At 41.3% G+C, this 15884-nt stretch carries 12 protein-coding genes; 8 read left to right on the top strand and 4 right to left on the bottom strand.

All coding sequences use genetic code 11. The features are described 5' to 3' along the window. The first annotated feature begins 154 nt into the window (after positions 1 to 154). From HYG89_RS02015 to yaaA, 6 genes are all read left to right on the top strand, one after another. Entirely contained in the window at positions 155 to 1297 is a 1143-nt protein-coding gene (locus HYG89_RS02015) for an acyl-CoA dehydrogenase family protein (protein ID WP_096901859.1), read from the top strand. A 351-nt stretch (positions 1298 to 1648) separates the two neighbouring features. Further along, a complete protein-coding gene (gene pheA, locus HYG89_RS02010; protein WP_131261775.1) occupies positions 1649 to 2758 on the top strand; it encodes a prephenate dehydratase in 1110 nt (369 codons plus the stop codon). 73 nt (positions 2759 to 2831) lie between these two features. Further along, positions 2832 to 3923, top strand: coding sequence for a histidinol-phosphate transaminase (hisC, locus tag HYG89_RS02005; protein ID WP_004972978.1), 1092 nt, complete (start codon positions 2832 to 2834; stop codon positions 3921 to 3923). A 3-nt stretch (positions 3924 to 3926) separates the two neighbouring features. After that, positions 3927 to 6173, top strand: a complete 2247-nt coding sequence (locus tag HYG89_RS02000) for a bifunctional prephenate dehydrogenase/3-phosphoshikimate 1-carboxyvinyltransferase (RefSeq protein ID WP_136144523.1) — start codon at positions 3927 to 3929, stop codon at positions 6171 to 6173. A 135-nt stretch (positions 6174 to 6308) separates the two neighbouring features. Further along, on the top strand, positions 6309 to 6674 hold the full coding sequence (locus tag HYG89_RS01995; RefSeq protein WP_178865836.1) for a hypothetical protein: 366 nt from the start codon (positions 6309 to 6311) through the stop codon (positions 6672 to 6674). 423 nt (positions 6675 to 7097) lie between these two features. Then, on the top strand, positions 7098 to 7877 hold the full coding sequence (gene yaaA / locus HYG89_RS01990; protein ID WP_178865834.1) for a peroxide stress protein YaaA: 780 nt from the start codon (positions 7098 to 7100) through the stop codon (positions 7875 to 7877). 82 nt (positions 7878 to 7959) lie between these two features. Here yaaA and HYG89_RS01985 read toward each other — a convergent pair whose 3' ends face one another. The 3 genes from HYG89_RS01985 to HYG89_RS01975 form a co-directional block, all read right to left on the bottom strand. Next, complete coding sequence (locus tag HYG89_RS01985) at positions 7960 to 9402, bottom strand: deoxyribodipyrimidine photo-lyase (RefSeq protein ID WP_178865832.1); 1443 nt, start codon at positions 9400 to 9402, stop codon at positions 7960 to 7962. A gap of 253 nt (positions 9403 to 9655) precedes the next feature. After that, complete coding sequence (gene slyD / locus HYG89_RS01980) at positions 9656 to 10138, bottom strand: peptidylprolyl isomerase (protein WP_004972992.1); 483 nt, start codon at positions 10136 to 10138, stop codon at positions 9656 to 9658. A gap of 283 nt (positions 10139 to 10421) precedes the next feature. Beyond that, complete coding sequence (locus tag HYG89_RS01975; RefSeq protein WP_178865830.1) at positions 10422 to 11732, bottom strand: D-alanyl-D-alanine carboxypeptidase family protein; 1311 nt, start codon at positions 11730 to 11732, stop codon at positions 10422 to 10424. A gap of 204 nt (positions 11733 to 11936) precedes the next feature. On the opposite strand from HYG89_RS01975, the gene HYG89_RS01970 reads away from it, so the two are divergent. Beyond that, positions 11937 to 13640 carry a M61 family metallopeptidase gene (locus HYG89_RS01970; RefSeq protein WP_178865828.1) on the top strand — a complete coding sequence of 568 codons (1704 nt, stop codon included), beginning with the start codon at positions 11937 to 11939 and terminating at the stop codon, positions 13638 to 13640. Between the two features lie 95 nt (positions 13641 to 13735). Here HYG89_RS01970 and HYG89_RS01965 read toward each other — a convergent pair whose 3' ends face one another. Continuing rightward, positions 13736 to 14521 (bottom strand): rRNA large subunit pseudouridine synthase E, encoded by a 786-nt coding sequence (locus HYG89_RS01965; protein ID WP_096901872.1) that lies wholly within the window; start codon positions 14519 to 14521, stop codon positions 13736 to 13738. A gap of 435 nt (positions 14522 to 14956) precedes the next feature. Between HYG89_RS01965 and HYG89_RS01960 the strand changes: the two genes are divergently transcribed. Next, the gene (locus HYG89_RS01960; RefSeq protein WP_178865826.1) at positions 14957 to 15778 is read left to right on the top strand and encodes a PhzF family phenazine biosynthesis protein; all 822 of its coding nucleotides are present in this window, start codon (positions 14957 to 14959) and stop codon (positions 15776 to 15778) included. Positions 15779 to 15884: the final 106 nt, after the last annotated feature.

The following is a 15884-nucleotide window of genomic DNA, read 5'->3' as shown; positions in this document are numbered from 1 at the left end:
ACGAGCTGCCACAAGTTTCATTGCATATCTGAAATGACGACTAAAGTTTGACTGTAAAGTAAGACAATCTGTAGGGATAACACATGACAGCCTGTATAAAAATGCATAGCATGGATACTATTGAAAACAACAATTGAAAAATAAAGGATTGGATATGCTGGCTTATGATGCTGATTTAGAATTATTTAGAGATAACTTTCGACGTTTTATGCAGGAGCATATTGCACCGCATTATGCTGCGTGGGAACGTGAGGGCATCATGCCGCGCAGCGTGTGGAATCTGTTAGGTGAAAATGGCTTTTTATGTATTGATGTGCCTGAAGAATATGGCGGCTATGGTGTTCCAACGCATTATTCCCTAATGTTGGTCGAAGAATCGGCACGTGCAGGTTATAGCGCACTTTCTACAGGTATTTCCTGTCATTCTGAAATTGCTGCGCCGTACATTTTGCATATTGGTACAGAAGAACAAAAACAATACTGGCTGCCTAAAATGGTATCGGGTGAAGTGGTTGGTGCAATTGGCATGACCGAGCCAGGCGCGGGTTCAGACTTACAAGCCATGCGTACCAATGCCATTTTGCAAGATGATCATTATGTACTGAATGGTTCTAAAACCTTTATTTCCAATGGTCAGCATGCAGATTTGGTGGTTTTGGCAGTAAAAACTGATCCGCAAGCACGTGCCAAAGGCGTATCGCTCATGTTGGTCGATACTCATTTAGAAGGCTTTAAAAAAGGCACCAATTTGGAAAAAATTGGTTTGCATTCACAAGACACGTCAGAGCTATTCTTTGACAATGTCAAAGTGCCGAAAAATCAATTGTTAGGACAGGCAGGGCATGGTTTTGCCTATTTAATGCAAGAATTGCCACGTGAACGTACTGCGATTGCAGCTACTGCATTGGGTGCTATTCGAGGTTCAATTGATGTGACCACACAATATGTGCAAGAGCGTCAGGCGTTTGGACAAGCCATTGGTCAGTTCCAGAATACCCGTTTTGTTTTGGCACAGGCTAAAATTGATGAATTGGCAACCGCTGCTTTTTATAATCAAAACGTCGAATTGTATATGCAAGGCAAACTGGACGTCGAAACTGCAGCCGCTTTAAAAAGCTTTGCGACAGATATGCAAATGAAAATTGCCGATCAATTGCTGCAACTGTTTGGCGGTTATGGCTATATGACGGAATACCCGATTTCTCGTTTCTTTGTCGATGCGCGAATCCAGCGAATTTACGGTGGAACCAATGAAATTATGAAAGAAATTGTCGCGCGTGGTTTATTGGGGCGTTAAAACAATGCCTAAAAGTCCAATTGAATAAAGATCAAGGATCATCTCCAGAGTCAGCCCAGTGCTGGCTCTTTTTTTATGAATTTGATCAGACTTAAAAGCAATGAGCTGATTGATAATTACACTTAAAAATAAAATTACACCGCTTAGAATTAGAGATGCAAAAAAGAAAAGCATAGTTGCCCAGTTTTAAGCGGTACGTTGTGCAAAGTTGCGGCTTAAATGTATAGATTGGTGATGCTTTGATCAACTGTATGTTTTTAAATCTGAAACACTGAAAGTTGTATTGCGCAACATTTGAAAGCTAACTATTGTTATACTATTTGCAAAATGTTTATGAAGGGCGACATAACAATGATCCAAGACGATCAGAACACAACGACTTCTCTTGATCTCGCTAAAATCCGTGAAGATATTGACTCTGTAGATCAACAGATTCAGCAGCTGATTAACCGTCGAGCACGACTTGCTGAAGCGGTGGCGAAAGCAAAATTTGCAGCAGAAGAGAACCCGTTGTTTTACCGTCCTGAACGTGAAGCGCAAGTTTTACGTAATGTTATGGAGCGCAACGAAGGGCCGTTGTCTGATGTGACCATGGCACGTTTATTCCGTGAAATTATGTCGGCATGTTTGGCACTTGAAGCGCCACAAAGTATCGCGTTTTTAGGGCCAATTGGTACTTATACGCATTCCGCAGTACTTAAACATTTTGGTCAAGATGCGATTGTGCGTCCTTTGCCTACTATTGATGAAGTTTTCCGTGAAGTGGAAGCAGGCAGTGCACACTATGGTTTAGTACCTGTCGAAAACTCATCTGAAGGTGTGGTGAACCATACTTTAGATTGCTTTAAATCATCGCCATTAAATGTGATTGGTGAAGTAGAATTGCGTATTCATCACCAATTCCTTGTGTCAGAAAACACTCGTAAAGACAGCATTAAACAAATTTATGCGCATCAGCAAACTTTGGCACAATGCCGTAAATGGTTAGATGTGCATTATCCGGGTGTAGAACGTGTGGCACTCAGCTCCAATGCAGAAGCAGCGCGCCGTATTCGTAATGAATGGCATTCTGCTGCAATTGCTTCTGAAATTGCGGCCAATATTTACGAACTCGAAATTTTACATAGCAATATTGAAGATAACCCAGAAAATACCACACGTTTCTTGGTGATTGGTCGTGAGAAAGTTCCACCAAGTGGCAATGATAAAACTTCATTGTTGGTGTCTGCACATGACCGCGCAGGGGCATTGCTTGAGATTCTTGCACCATTTGCGAAGCACAATATTAGCTTGACCAGTATTGAAACACGTCCTGCCTTACCAGAAAAATGGGCCTATGTATTCTTCATTGACCTAGAGGGGCATGTCGAGCAAGACAATGTACGTGCAGCGATTGAAGAAATCCGTCCATTGGTGAAAGAAATTCGTGTCTTGGGTTCTTATCCTGCTGCCGTGTTATAACCGTATTTAATTTAGTGGTGTGCATGTTTGTCATGCGCGCCACATTCACCACCTAGTCAACTGGAAGTGTAAAATGTCGTTTGTCCCAGCCAATGAAGGCATCTCGAAGTTAAAGCCTTATCAACCAGGTAAACCAATCAGTGAACTTGAGCGTGAGTTGGGGATTACAGATATCGTCAAACTTGCTTCAAATGAAAACCCATTGGGCTGTTCAGACAAAGTCAAAGAAGCCGTTGCAGCAGAAATTGCTGAAATTGGTCGCTATCCAGATGGTGGTGGTTTTATTTTAAAAGACCAAATTCAAAAACAATTTGGCTTTGCGCATGACCGTATTACTTTGGGTAATGGTTCAAACGATTTGCTAGAAATGTTTGCTCGCGCATTCGTTTCAGATCAAGATTCAGTGTTGTATAGCCAACATGCCTTTGCAGTATATGCTTTGGTAACGCAAGCGATTAATGCTCAAGCGATTGAAGTGCCTGCCAAAGGTTTTTCACATGACTTGGATGCTATGGCGGCAGCAATTCAAGACAACACCAAGTTAATCTTTATTGCCAACCCAAATAACCCAACAGGCACATGGTTTGAAGAGGCTGAATTTGAAGCCTTTATGCAAAAAGTTCCTGCACGGGTGATTGTGGTATTAGATGAAGCCTATGTGGAATATTTTCCAGAGAACTTCAATAGCCTTAAATTCCTTGAGCAATATCCAAACTTAATCGTGAGCCGTACTTTATCTAAGTGCTATGGTTTGGCGGCGCTGCGCGTTGGTTTTGCTTTAGCTTCTGCAGAAGTGACCGATTATTTAAACCGTATTCGTCAACCATTTAACGTCAATCACTTGGCAATGGTGGCTGCGGTTGCGGCATTAAAAGACGAAGATTTTATCGAAAAATCACGTATTGCCAACAAAGCAGGCATGGCGCAATTGGAAGCAGGCTTTAAAGCATTGGGTCTGAATTATGTGCCTTCACGTGCTAACTTTATTTTGGTAGATGTAGAAGCCGATCCGGGTCAAACTTTTAATGCCTTATTGAAAGAAGGTGTAATTGTACGTCCTGTGGGTATTACGACCCATTTACGTGTTTCAATTGGCACAGAAGCAGAAAATGCCAAGTTCCTGCGTGCATTAGCCAAAGTATTGGGCAAGGAAGCGAAGGCATAAAACATGGCGCAACCATTGTTTGAAAAAGTTGCATTTATCGGACTCGGGCTAATAGGCTCGAGTTTGGCACGTGTAATGCTGGCAGAAAACTTAAGTCGGCATATTGTGGCATCGACCCGTTCTGAAAAAACGCTGCAAGATGCTTTGGAATTAGGATTAATTGAACAAGGCTTTAACAATCCTGTAGATGCGGTACAAGGCGCAGATTTAGTGGTGTTGGCGCTACCTGTGCAAGCCACAGAAAAAGTCTTGCGATTAATTCAGCCACATTTGGCAGATAATGTAATTCTGACCGATGTAGGCAGCACCAAAGGCAGTGTCGTGGCTGCAGCCAAAGCGGTTTTTGGAGAACATTTACCTGCAGGTTTTGTACCCGGGCATCCAATTGCTGGGGCAGAGCATACAGGCGTGCATGCAGGCAAGGTTGATTTATTTGCCAATCACAAAGTCATTTTGACACCATTGCCAAGCAGTGCGCCGTGGGCAGTCAATAAACTGATTCAAATGTGGGAAAGCGCCAAAGCCGAAGTAATTTGCATGGATGTGGAAAAACATGATGAGGTATTGGCGTATACCAGTCATCTTCCACATTTAATGGCCTTTAATTTGGTCGAACAATTGGCAAATCGGGAAGATAATTTAGACATTTTCCGCTATGCTGCAGGTGGCTTTCGTGACTTCTCACGTATTGCTGCCAGCGATCCACAAATGTGGCATGACATTTTCTTGGCCAATAAAACTGCATTGTTAAAAGCGGTGGATGGCTTTGAAAGTCAACTCGCGATTATTCGCCAACTGATTGAACAAGAAGACTCGCATGCTTTAATGGGCTTGCTTGGACATGCACAAGCGGCACGACAGCATTTTAATCATATGCTCGCCAAGAAACCTTTTATGGAGAACAATAACGTGACACAACAATTTACGATTTTGCCAGGTGCTAAGACTTTCCAAGGTAAATTTACCGTACCGGGTGACAAATCTGTGTCACATCGTTCAATTATGTTTGGTGCAATTGCCGAAGGCACTACGCATGTGACAGGTTTCCTTGAAGGTGAAGATGCATTGGCGACTTTGCAAGCATTTCGTGATATGGGTGTGAGCATTGAAGGCCCTAAAAATGGTGAAGTCACCATTCATGGCGTAGGCATGCAAGGTTTAAAAGCACCTGCAAGCGCAATTTATATGGGCAACTCAGGCACATCTATGCGTTTGTTGGCAGGCATGTTATCTGCACAGCAGTTTGATTCTGTTATGACAGGTGATGCGTCATTGACCAAGCGTCCAATGGAACGTATTGCTAAACCATTGCGTGAAATGGGTGCACAAATTCAAACGACGGGTGAACGTGGCACACCGCCAGTATCGATTACAGGTGCGCAAGCGCTGAAAGGTATTCACTATGATTTGCCAATGGCATCTGCACAGGTGAAATCTGGTATTTTATTGGCAGGGCTTTGGGCAGAAGGTGAAACTTCAGTGACTGAGCCTGAACCAACGCGTGACCATACCGAACGTATGTTACGAGCATTTGGTTATGAAGTGAAAACTGAAGGTAACCGTATTTCATTGCAAGGCGGCGGTAAATTGGTGGGTACAGATATTCAAGTACCTTCTGATATTTCATCTGCGGCATTCTTCATGGTGGGTGCAGCCATTACAGAAAATTCAGATGTAACCTTAGAAGCGGTGGGCATTAACCCAACCCGTACAGGTGTGATTGAAATTCTGAAACAAATGGGTGCAGACCTGAGCGTGGAAAATGAACGTATTGCAGGCGGTGAACCAATTGCAGATATTCGTATTCGTGGTTCACGTACTTTAAAAGGGATTCATGTTCCTGAAGATCAAGTGCCATTGGCGATTGATGAATTTCCTGCATTGTTCATTGCTGCAGCTTGTGCTGAAGGTCAAACTGTACTGACAGGTGCTGCAGAATTGCGCGTAAAAGAATCAGACCGTATTCAAGTGATGGCAGATGGTTTAAAAACCATGGGCATTGACTGCACACCCACTGACGATGGCATCATCATTCAGGGTAAAGGCAAAGCAGGCGACTGGTCAGCGATATTTACAGGCGGCGAGATTGAATCACATCATGACCATCGTATCGCCATGAGTTTCTCTATGGCAGGCTTGCGTACTTCTGGTGAAATTAAAATTGTAGGTACAGAAACAGTAGCAACAAGTTTCCCTACCTTTACTGAGCTTGCAGGTGTGGCAGGTCTGAATATTCAAGTGACAGAATAAGCCAAAACGATACGGGCTGCGATGACAAATCGCAAAGCCTAGACTTTATGCTGAAACAGCCAAGCTTTTGCTTGGCTGTTTGCGTTTTATTGCTTATGCTAAACCCATACAAGAAAAAAGCCTTTGGGTTCGAGCATGCGCAAATTAAAATTTATGGCGAATTGTGAAAATAAACAAGAGTTACAAGATTGCACTTTGGCACAGAATTATGTGGCGAATTTACTTTCACAAAACTTATCTCACTATGGCTTTCAAACGTTGCCGCAGAGTGGTGCACAAGTCGCTGTAAGTGTAGATCAACATGCGCTGCCTTTGGCTGTGAACTGTCAAAGCCGTGGTGAAGATGGACATCTTGTTTGTGAAATTACTTCATACCCCAATGAAGAACAAGACTGGCTAGAACGGATTACAGAGCAAAGTTTATTAAATCAATTGGCGCAAGCGGTAGAAAATACTCTGAAAGAAGACCAATCTTTTAGTGAATTTGAGTGGAAAGCTTAAACTAGGACGATATGTGTTGGATGTTTAAAATCTATACATGATTTTTAAATCAAAATCATTCGTTTTTTAATTGATGTGTCATCTAAATGACACATCACAACCGTATATTAAGCAGCAAGAACAATACAACAAAATAGTTTTTATTTAACCCGCTTAATTTGGGAGAGTTAAGTGGGTTTTTTATTGCCTAGAGAAAAGTTGTAAGTACTGAAAAAAACCTCAACTGATTAGAGAGAACCAATGTTTTTAAAAGCATGCACTAAAATAAAAGCACCTCATCCTCCACGTTGGATTGATCTAATCGATCATCGTAAGGAAACACGTACTGAACGTGTTTTCCCATAAGGGTAAACAAAAACGCGCATTGGAGTTTGTTGAAAGCTGCTGCTATAGTGAGCGCAGTATTTTTTATTTAGGTGGTTTATGCTCGCTTTAATTTCTCCAGCCAAGACTTTAGATTATGAAACTGCATTACCAAGCGATGAATATACTCAACCTAGATTACTTCAACATTCACAAGAGTTAATTGATGTAGCACGTAAACTTTCTGCTACAGAAATTGCCAGTTTAATGAGTGTCAGTGAAAAAATTGCCACTTTGAATGTCGAGCGTTTTCGTGACTGGCAAGCAGAGTTTGATCTTGCCAATGCACGTCAGGCCATGTTTGCTTTTAAAGGTGATGTGTACACAGGCTTAGATGCTTATAGTTTGTCTGCTGCAGATATTGAGTTTGCTCAACAACACCTGCGTATGCTTTCTGGCTTATATGGCTTATTGCGTCCTTTAGATTTAATGATGCCGTATCGTTTGGAAATGGGCACTAAGTTGCATAATGCGCGCGGTGAAAATTTGTATCGTTTCTGGGACGATATCATCACCAATTTAATTAACCAAGATTTAAAACATAACCAGTCGGCATTATTAGTTAATCTAGCTTCCGATGAATATTATAAGTCGGTGCAGGAAGCAAAAATTCAGGCTGAAATTATTAAACCTGTATTTTTAGATCAGAAAAATGGTAAATATAAAGTCATCAGTTTTTATGCCAAAAAAGCCCGTGGTTTGATGGCACGTTTTATCATCGAGAATAAATTAGAACGCGCAGAAGACTTAAAAGCATTCAATAGTGAAGGTTATTATTTCGATGCAGACAGTTCTTTAAAAGGCGAATTGGTCTTTAAACGTGACGAGCAAGCCGCCTAACTGTCGGTTTAATCGTTGAATCTCCCATCATGCTAACCTATGGCAGATGGGGGCGAGACTGACCAATCTCCTGTTTGTACTCTTAAAGCTGTTTAAAGGCTTCTATGGCACGTAATCGGCTAAGTTTTAAATCTACAATTGGATGCGGATAATCCAGTTTTAGATTTGGATTTTTCGCATATGGTTCATGAATATTTTTGGCATCTAAATGAGCCAGTTTAGGTAGCCATGTGCGAATATAATCACCATTGGGGTCAAACTTTTGTGATTGGCTCACAGGGTTGAAAATCCTAAAATAGGGCACTGCATCTGTACCAGTCGAGGCACACCATTGCCAGCCACCGTTATTGGCAGCCAAATCACCATCAATTAAATGTTGCATAAACCACTGTTCGCCCAAGCGCCAGTCAATTAACAGGTTTTTGCACAGAAACATTGCGCAAATCATTCTGACTCGATTATGCATCCAGCCCGTTTGCAAAAGTTGTTGCATGCCTGCATCCACAATGGGGATGCCTGTTTTTCCTTGTTGCCATGCTGCTAAACCTGCAGGATCATTTCGCCACGCCACCTGTGCGGTCTGATCTTTAAAAGGGCGGTGCTTTGAAACTTTGGGATAATCAAACAAAATATGTTGATAAAACTCACGCCACAGTAATTCATCTAACCAAGTTTGTTGCCCTGTATTTTCAAGATGAAAATGTCCTTGTGAATGCGCAAAAACCGCAGCCAGACATTGCCGAATGGAGAGAATGCCACAGTTTAAATACGCAGATAATTGGCTGGTACCAGACAACGCAGGAAAATCACGCTGTTGCTGATAATCTTGCATTTGTTCACGCGTAAAATCATCCAACAATTGCTGTGCATGTTGTTCCGTGACTGCCCATAAATTTTGTTGTGCCGTTGGAAGTGGGTCGAAACCTAAGTGTTCTAAACTTGGTACAGTAGAGAGATATTGTTCAGGAAGTTGAATCGACGTTTGAGCTTGTGGCAGAGGAAAGCAACGCGGAATACTGACACTCAACTGTTGATAGGCATACTTTTTAAATGCACTGAATACCTGATAAGGTTTCATGCTCTGATTGCGCACCGTACCCACAGGAAAAAGCGTACGGTCATGGTACAAAATCAAGTCCTGACCGTGTTGGTTTAAGGTTTGTTGAACTTCAAGATCACGTTTTAGTTCATTCACTCCTAATTCAATATTGGCATAAATATTTTGAATCGGATGAGAGTCCTTCAATGTTTGGCATAGTTGGAGCAGTGTTTGTGCAATGTCAGCCCAAGATGGTGTAATTTGAACAATCAGTGGGATATTGAGTTGTGCGAGTTCGTCTTTTAGTGCATTTAATTGACGCAAGTAAAAGTCAATTTTAATGGGCGCATCGTGATGTAAACGATATTGCTGAGGCGAAAGAATCACCACGCCAATACAAGCTCCTGCTTGGCTAGCATGCCAAAGTGCGGTGTGATCTGAAATTCTTAAATCTTGTCGGAACCAAACTAAATTATAGTTTTGCATGGGAAGAATGCTTGAGGTGAGCGCTGGAAAAGTGATTTCATTATAAGCATGGCTGGGTCGCATTGTCTTAAATGTGAAGGATTTATTTGACCAATAAAACAACAATGTGCTGTGTTGATTTTTCCTGTAACGATCTTTCCGCAATAGCCTGCCTGAAAGGATCTTTCAGTAATGTGCTTATCCTAAATTTTAGAATGGCAAACAAAAAAGCAAAGTAAAAATACTTTGCCTTTTGCTTCGATCAATACTGATCTTAGTGGTGATGACCACCCGCACCGTGTACGTGACCGTGATCTAATTCTTCTTGAGAAGCTTCACGGATTTCAACGATTTCTACTTCAAACGTTAAATCTTGACCAGCAAGTGGGAAGTTTGCATCAACAATTACGTTGTCACCTTCAACTGCTTTTACAGTTACGATTTGAACGCCATCATCAGTTTGCGCTTGGAACTGCATGCCTGCTTGGATGTTGTCTACACCTTGGAACATTTGTGCAGGAACTTCTTGTACTAAGTCTGGGTTGTATTCGCCATAACCTTCAGCTGCAGGTACGTTTACAGTAAATTTTTCACCTACTGTTTTACCTTCTAACGCTTTTTCTAAACCAGGGATGATATTACCTGCACCATGCAAATAGGCAAGTGGTTCACCTTGAGATTTGTCGAGAGTTTCACCCTCTGCGTTAGTCAATGTGTAGTGGAAAGAAACCACGAGGTCATTTGCAATAGCAGTCATGTTATTGATCCATTCAATTTTTTAAGGGTACATCATAAAGTGAAACGTGGAATTTGTTATAGACATTTCTGCAAATTCTTCACTTTTCCGAGTTTTTTATGACATTTTTTAGTTAATCGGGGCAATTTTTATAATTTCAATGCAAATTTGTGCGTCATACCTATAAATTTGCAGATTTTATTGCAGGCTCATTTTAAGCCCTTTGTATGATGTGTAGATGACAATAAAAAAGATGGGACATTGCCCATCTTGGTGATATTTAATTCTTGAGGATCATCGGCTTCTAACCGAGTGAAGTTTTCTCATCTTCTATAGGTTGATGGCTAAAGAAATTAAACAAACTGCCAAACCACATCATGATTCTTTCAAAAATATTGGCTTCAACAATGTTGACCTGTTCTTCAATCGCAAAGCTGTTAATCAATTGATTATTTTGATAAACGTGTACGGTTGCAAGTTTCATGACCTGTGCCAATGGCGCAGTCAGCAATTTTTCAGACAATTCAATATTGACATGCGTTTGTGTACGCTGTGCAGGTTCAAGTGTTTCTAATCCGCCTTGTTCATTCACAAGTTGTAGACGTTGAGTACTTTGATCAAACTGCGACAAGTTAATTGCATATGGCTGTTCATACAGCGATGTCGTCACAAACTTTGGCTGACTGCTTTCAATCTTAAACATGCGTAAAGTCGATTTCACCACAGGCAATTCTGCAATCATTTGTTTGGGTTTAATCGCGACTTCATTACGGGTATAGCTATAGGCTAAATTTAATAATTGATGTGCCACCTCAGCGCGTTTTTGCGCACTCTTGGTTCCCATCACCACCACCACCAAACGACGTTCAGGTGCATCACTGTCCAGTGTTGGGCGGTTTGCGGTTAGGGCAAGGTTGTAGCCTGCAGCTTTGGTGAAGCCTGTTTTTAATCCATCTACACTTGGGTCTTGTTTTAATAAAATATTGGTCGCACGGTGAAAGTGCTGATTATAGGTAAAACTGGTCTGTTTTGAATAAGCCAAATAATCGGGTGTTTCAGTCACTATCGCTTGTGCCAAACGTGCCATATCTGCCGCAGAAGAATAATGGTTTGGCATGGTCACACCAGACGGATTCTGAAAATGTGTGTCTTGCATACCCAAAGCTTGCGCTTCCTGATTCATTCGGGCAATAAACTGCGGCACACCACCTGCAACACGTTCACCTAAAGTGAGTGCAGCATCGTTAGCAGACATAATAATTAAGCCTGCCAATAATTGATCTACCGAAATCTGCTCACCTGCTTTTAGATACATTTGTGATTCATCCCACATCACTTGTTCTACCACAGGTGTTGCGGTCAAAATTTCATGTCGGTCTAATTTACCTGCCTGAATATCTTTCAGCACAATATAGGCCACCATCATTTTAGTGAGTGAAGCAGGTGCACGTTGTACGTGACTATTGTGTTCTGCAATCACTTGCCCAGATTGTGGGTCTAAAATTGCCCATGCTTCGGCTTCGACACTTTCAGCTTGAATATTCAATAATGCGGCATGCGTGATTGCGCTGCAGAGCCAGCAGAGCGCCGCAATCAGATAGATAACACGTTTCAAAGAAGTTCCTTATTTACACCAATCCATTGGTGTCACAATGGTTTTAAGCAGCAAAAACAATAACAATTGACTAGGGAATGCTATGCCTTTTTTGCTCAGATGGCTACCCATAAATGCAGACAAATCTCATCTTGACGCATCAATTGCTAAAAAAATGTTAAGCTTGTTGCCAAGTTCTTATTTATACATTTTGTATTGCCCATTATGTTGCATTATCAAATCGAATTTGACGATTATCGTCAGCATCTTATTCATGTCACCGTGCGTTTTTTGGCTAATCCTACTCAGGTTTTATCTCTACCCACTTGGATTCCAGGCAGCTATTTAATTCGTGAATTTTCCAAACATCTTGAGTCGGTACGTGCTTATGATGAAGCGGGGCGTATCCTCAAAATTCAGAAATTTGAAAAGAATAAATGGCGCTTATTTAATATCGATCATGAATTGATTACGGTGGAATATGATGTCTACGCTTATGATTTGTCAGTGCGTGGCGCTTATGTCGATCAAACCCGTTTATACGTCAATCCTGCCTGTGCCTGTTTGGGCTTAGATGGGCAAGAAGATAAAGCTATTGAAGTTGAATTATTTTTACCAGACGAGCTGAAGCATTTTCAGCTTGCGACAGGTTTGGCAGCAAAAAGTTTGGTGAAAGGGCGTTATACCTTAAAAGCCAAAAACTATGCCGAACTGATTGATGCACCGTTTGAATTGGCAGAACAAACCCGTTTTAGTTTTACCGCAGCAGATATTCCACACGAATTTGTGGTTTCGGGCAAACATGCAATGAACGCTGCGCGTATGCAGCAAGATATTGAAAAAATTTGTGCTACACAAATTACCATGTTTGGTTCTGCGCCATTTGAAAACTATACCTTTATGACCATGGCAACAGGCAATAGCTATGGCGGTTTAGAGCATCCAAACAGTACCAGTTTAATTACACCTCGTGATGATTTGCCGAGAGCTAACGAACCTGAACAACCTTCTAAAGATTATCAGCGCTTTTTAGGTCTGTGCAGCCATGAGTATTTTCATAGTTGGTTGGTGAAATTCATTCGTCCTGAAAGCTTTGTGAATTATGATCTGAATCAGGAAGGTTATACATCGCTGTTATGGATTTTTGAAGGCTTTACGTCTTATTACGATGATTTGTTATTGCTGCGTAGTGGTGTAATTGATCTGGCGGCTTATTTGGAGTTGCTCAAAGCACAAATTGATCGTTATTTGCAAAATCCGGGTCGTGCGATTCAAACGGTAGCAGAATCTAGTTTTGATGCTTGGGTTAAGTTCTATCGTCAAGATGAAAACTCGAACAATGCAGGAACCAGCTACTATAACAAAGGCTGTTTGGTGGCTTTATGTTTAGATTTGGGCTTGCGTTTACGTGGTTCAAGCTTAGATGCCTTAATGCAGAAATTGTACGCTAATGCGCAACAGGGCATTCAAGTGCATGAGCGCACTATCTTTGAATTATGTAAAGAATTGACAGGAGATGATTGGTCGGAGCAAATCCATCACTTAATTAACACGACTGATGAATTGCCGCTCGATCAGTTATTGCCTGAATTTGGCGTTGATTATCAGCTAAAACAGGATAAGTCTTTGCCGTTTGGTTTAAAATTGGCAGATAAACCTGAAGGGGTGTTGGTACAAGCTGCCCATCGTGAAGGTGCTGCGGCAAAAGCAGGACTTTCTGCGCTTGATGTGATTGTTGCGATTGATGGCTTAAAGGCATCTGTAAAATCACTTGAGCAATATGCCAAACAGGATGCAGCTTATACTGTTCATGCATTCCGCCGTGATGAGTTGATGACTTTTGAACTGAATGCTGCGCAGATTGAATTGCCAGAAGTGGCATTAAGCGTTACAGATCAGGCAAAAGTAGAACAGTGGTTAAAAGGCTGAGTTAAAGTTTAATTTAAAGTTCAGCTATAAAAAAATGGATGCTTCGGCATCCATTTTTGTATCTTGAACAAGTTGAGTTTTGACTCACCAACTCATTAACGTGCCCGACGTCCACGGCTTTTGGTATTAGGGCGTGTAGTACCATTGGTCTTACGACGAGGTTTCTCACTTTCTTCCATTTGCCAAATACGTGGCGTACCTGATTTTTTCTTGGTAGTGCCATCTTTATTTTTCTTTTGATGGATTGGCTTGCCACCCGTACCACCAGGTTTTTTCACATAAGAACGCGAGCGATACGGTTCAGCAGCAGGCACATCTTTAAAATCAGGATACAACAACGGTTCGATTTCTTTAGTTTCACCGGGTTGTAAACCCAATTGTACCAAGTCAATTGAACCAATTTTGGTGCGGATTAAACGCAAAGTTGGAAAACCAACCGCAGCCGTCATACGACGCACTTGGCGGTTGCGACCTTCACAAATTGAAATTTCAATCCACGAAGTAGGTACAGAAGCACGGAAACGTACAGGAGGATCACGCTCCCACAACCATTCAGGCTCATCGACTTTATACGCTTGCGCAGGCAAAGTCATGCCATCTTTCAGTTCCACGCCTTTACGCAATTGTGCCAAGGCATCTTCAGTGACATCACCATCGACTTGAACCAAATAGGTTTTGTATTTTTTATTGGCTGGATTGGTAATAAACTGATTCAAGCCGCCATGATCAGTCAAGAACACCAAGCCTTCCGAATCCATATCTAAACGACCAGCTAAACGTAAGTCTGGATCATCAACAAAAGCCGACATGGTGAGATGTTTTTCATCTTCACGGAATTGAGAGAGAACGTCATATGGTTTATTTAAGATGACGATTTTCATAAGAAATGCTTCTTTAAATTCAATAAATTGGGAAAATTGAGAGTATTTAAAAGGAAAAACGGGCGATTTCCAATTAAATCGCAAATACAGTGCGTTTGAGATGGCTCTATTATGCGATAAGAATGGGGGAAAGTATTGCTTATTGATAAATATTTTTTTGGTGTGCTTGCCAAAATGAGCAGCGGTATCACAACGATTAAAAACTAGAAAGCTAAGCGCTAAAAAGCCCAATGTTGGGCTAAAGAAGACAGCTTTTACAAACTTGGCATCACAGCCAATAACATACTTCCCTGATACTACTGCTCGCTTTATGCCGAATTAGTCCAAAATCAACCCGCTTGGCAGATTGAAAGTACAGAAATTGGCTAGGCACTTATAGTGAAAAGAACTTAAGATGAAATAAGTGTATATATTTTTAGGATCATGAGTTCATTAATGAAAATTTACCAAGTCGATGCTTTTAGCCATGAATTATTTAAAGGCAATCCTGCTGCCGTACTTGTTAGTAAAACATGGTTAGCCGATGATTTAATGCAAAATATCGCATTGGAAAATAATCTGTCTGAAACCGCTTTTGTCAAAATGATAGATGCGGAAAACTTTGAAATCCGCTGGTTTACCCCCATAACAGAAGTCGATTTTTGCGGACATGCCACACTTGCCAGCAGCTTTGTTTTATTTAAGGATTATACAGAGGCAAATACAATTCAATTTCATGTTAAAAATTTGGGGATTTTTACAGTTCAGCAACAGCAAGATGGCAAAATTTGCATGAATTTCCCGATACGCGCTGCCCAGAAAGTTGAAGATTATCCCGATATTTTACGCCAAGCTTTGACTAAACCATTTAAAAACGTCTATATCAATGCGCAAGCCTATATTGTGGAATATGAATCGGTACAAGATGTGTTAGATGAACAGCCTAACCTTGAATTATTAAAACAATTGGGACAGTTGCGCACAGCCATTACGGCACAGTCGAGTGTTGATGTTGCGATTACTGCCTCTGCAAATACACAGTATGACTGCGTATCGCGTTATTTTGCACCAGCCATGGGCATTGCAGAAGATCCTGTTACAGGTTCAATTCATACTGCAATTGCACCGCTATGGGCAGAAAAATTACAGCAAACCGAACTTGTGGCATATCAGGCTTCTGCCCGAGGTGGCGTACTGTATTGCAAGATTTTGCCTAATGATCGCATCGAAATTTCAGGATATGCACAGCTATATTTGCAGGGCGAAATCATGATTTAAACATGCACAGCATTAGACCTTGTATCTTGGAGATGAAGCTGAGATGAGAGAAGTCTGCTAGATTTTTTTCTTGGTTTTAACTTACATCATTTGCAAATATTTACTG

The organism is Acinetobacter sp. SwsAc5 (assembly GCF_013391485.1).
GTDB classification, from domain to species: domain Bacteria; phylum Pseudomonadota; class Gammaproteobacteria; order Pseudomonadales; family Moraxellaceae; genus Acinetobacter; species Acinetobacter towneri.
This window is presented reverse-complemented; position numbering and strand designations above follow the sequence as displayed.

What these genes read in the sequence shown, in the direction of transcription:
- HYG89_RS01995 (WP_178865836.1), top strand. Translation starts at nt 6,309, where the DNA reads ATGCGCAAATTAAAATTTATGGCGAATTGTGAAAATAAACAAGAGTTA.
- yaaA (WP_178865834.1), top strand. Translation starts at nt 7,098, where the DNA reads ATGCTCGCTTTAATTTCTCCAGCCAAGACTTTAGATTATGAAACTGCA.
- HYG89_RS01965 (WP_096901872.1), bottom strand. Translation starts at nt 14,521, where the DNA reads ATGAAAATCGTCATCTTAAATAAACCATATGACGTTCTCTCTCAATTC.
- hisC (WP_004972978.1), top strand. Translation starts at nt 2,832, where the DNA reads ATGTCGTTTGTCCCAGCCAATGAAGGCATCTCGAAGTTAAAGCCTTAT.
- HYG89_RS01970 (WP_178865828.1), top strand. Translation starts at nt 11,937, where the DNA reads ATGTTGCATTATCAAATCGAATTTGACGATTATCGTCAGCATCTTATT.
- pheA (WP_131261775.1), top strand. Translation starts at nt 1,649, where the DNA reads ATGATCCAAGACGATCAGAACACAACGACTTCTCTTGATCTCGCTAAA.
- slyD (WP_004972992.1), bottom strand. Translation starts at nt 10,138, where the DNA reads ATGACTGCTATTGCAAATGACCTCGTGGTTTCTTTCCACTACACATTG.
- HYG89_RS02000 (WP_136144523.1), top strand. Translation starts at nt 3,927, where the DNA reads ATGGCGCAACCATTGTTTGAAAAAGTTGCATTTATCGGACTCGGGCTA.
- HYG89_RS01960 (WP_178865826.1), top strand. Translation starts at nt 14,957, where the DNA reads ATGAAAATTTACCAAGTCGATGCTTTTAGCCATGAATTATTTAAAGGC.
- HYG89_RS02015 (WP_096901859.1), top strand. Translation starts at nt 155, where the DNA reads ATGCTGGCTTATGATGCTGATTTAGAATTATTTAGAGATAACTTTCGA.
- HYG89_RS01985 (WP_178865832.1), bottom strand. Translation starts at nt 9,402, where the DNA reads ATGCAAAACTATAATTTAGTTTGGTTCCGACAAGATTTAAGAATTTCA.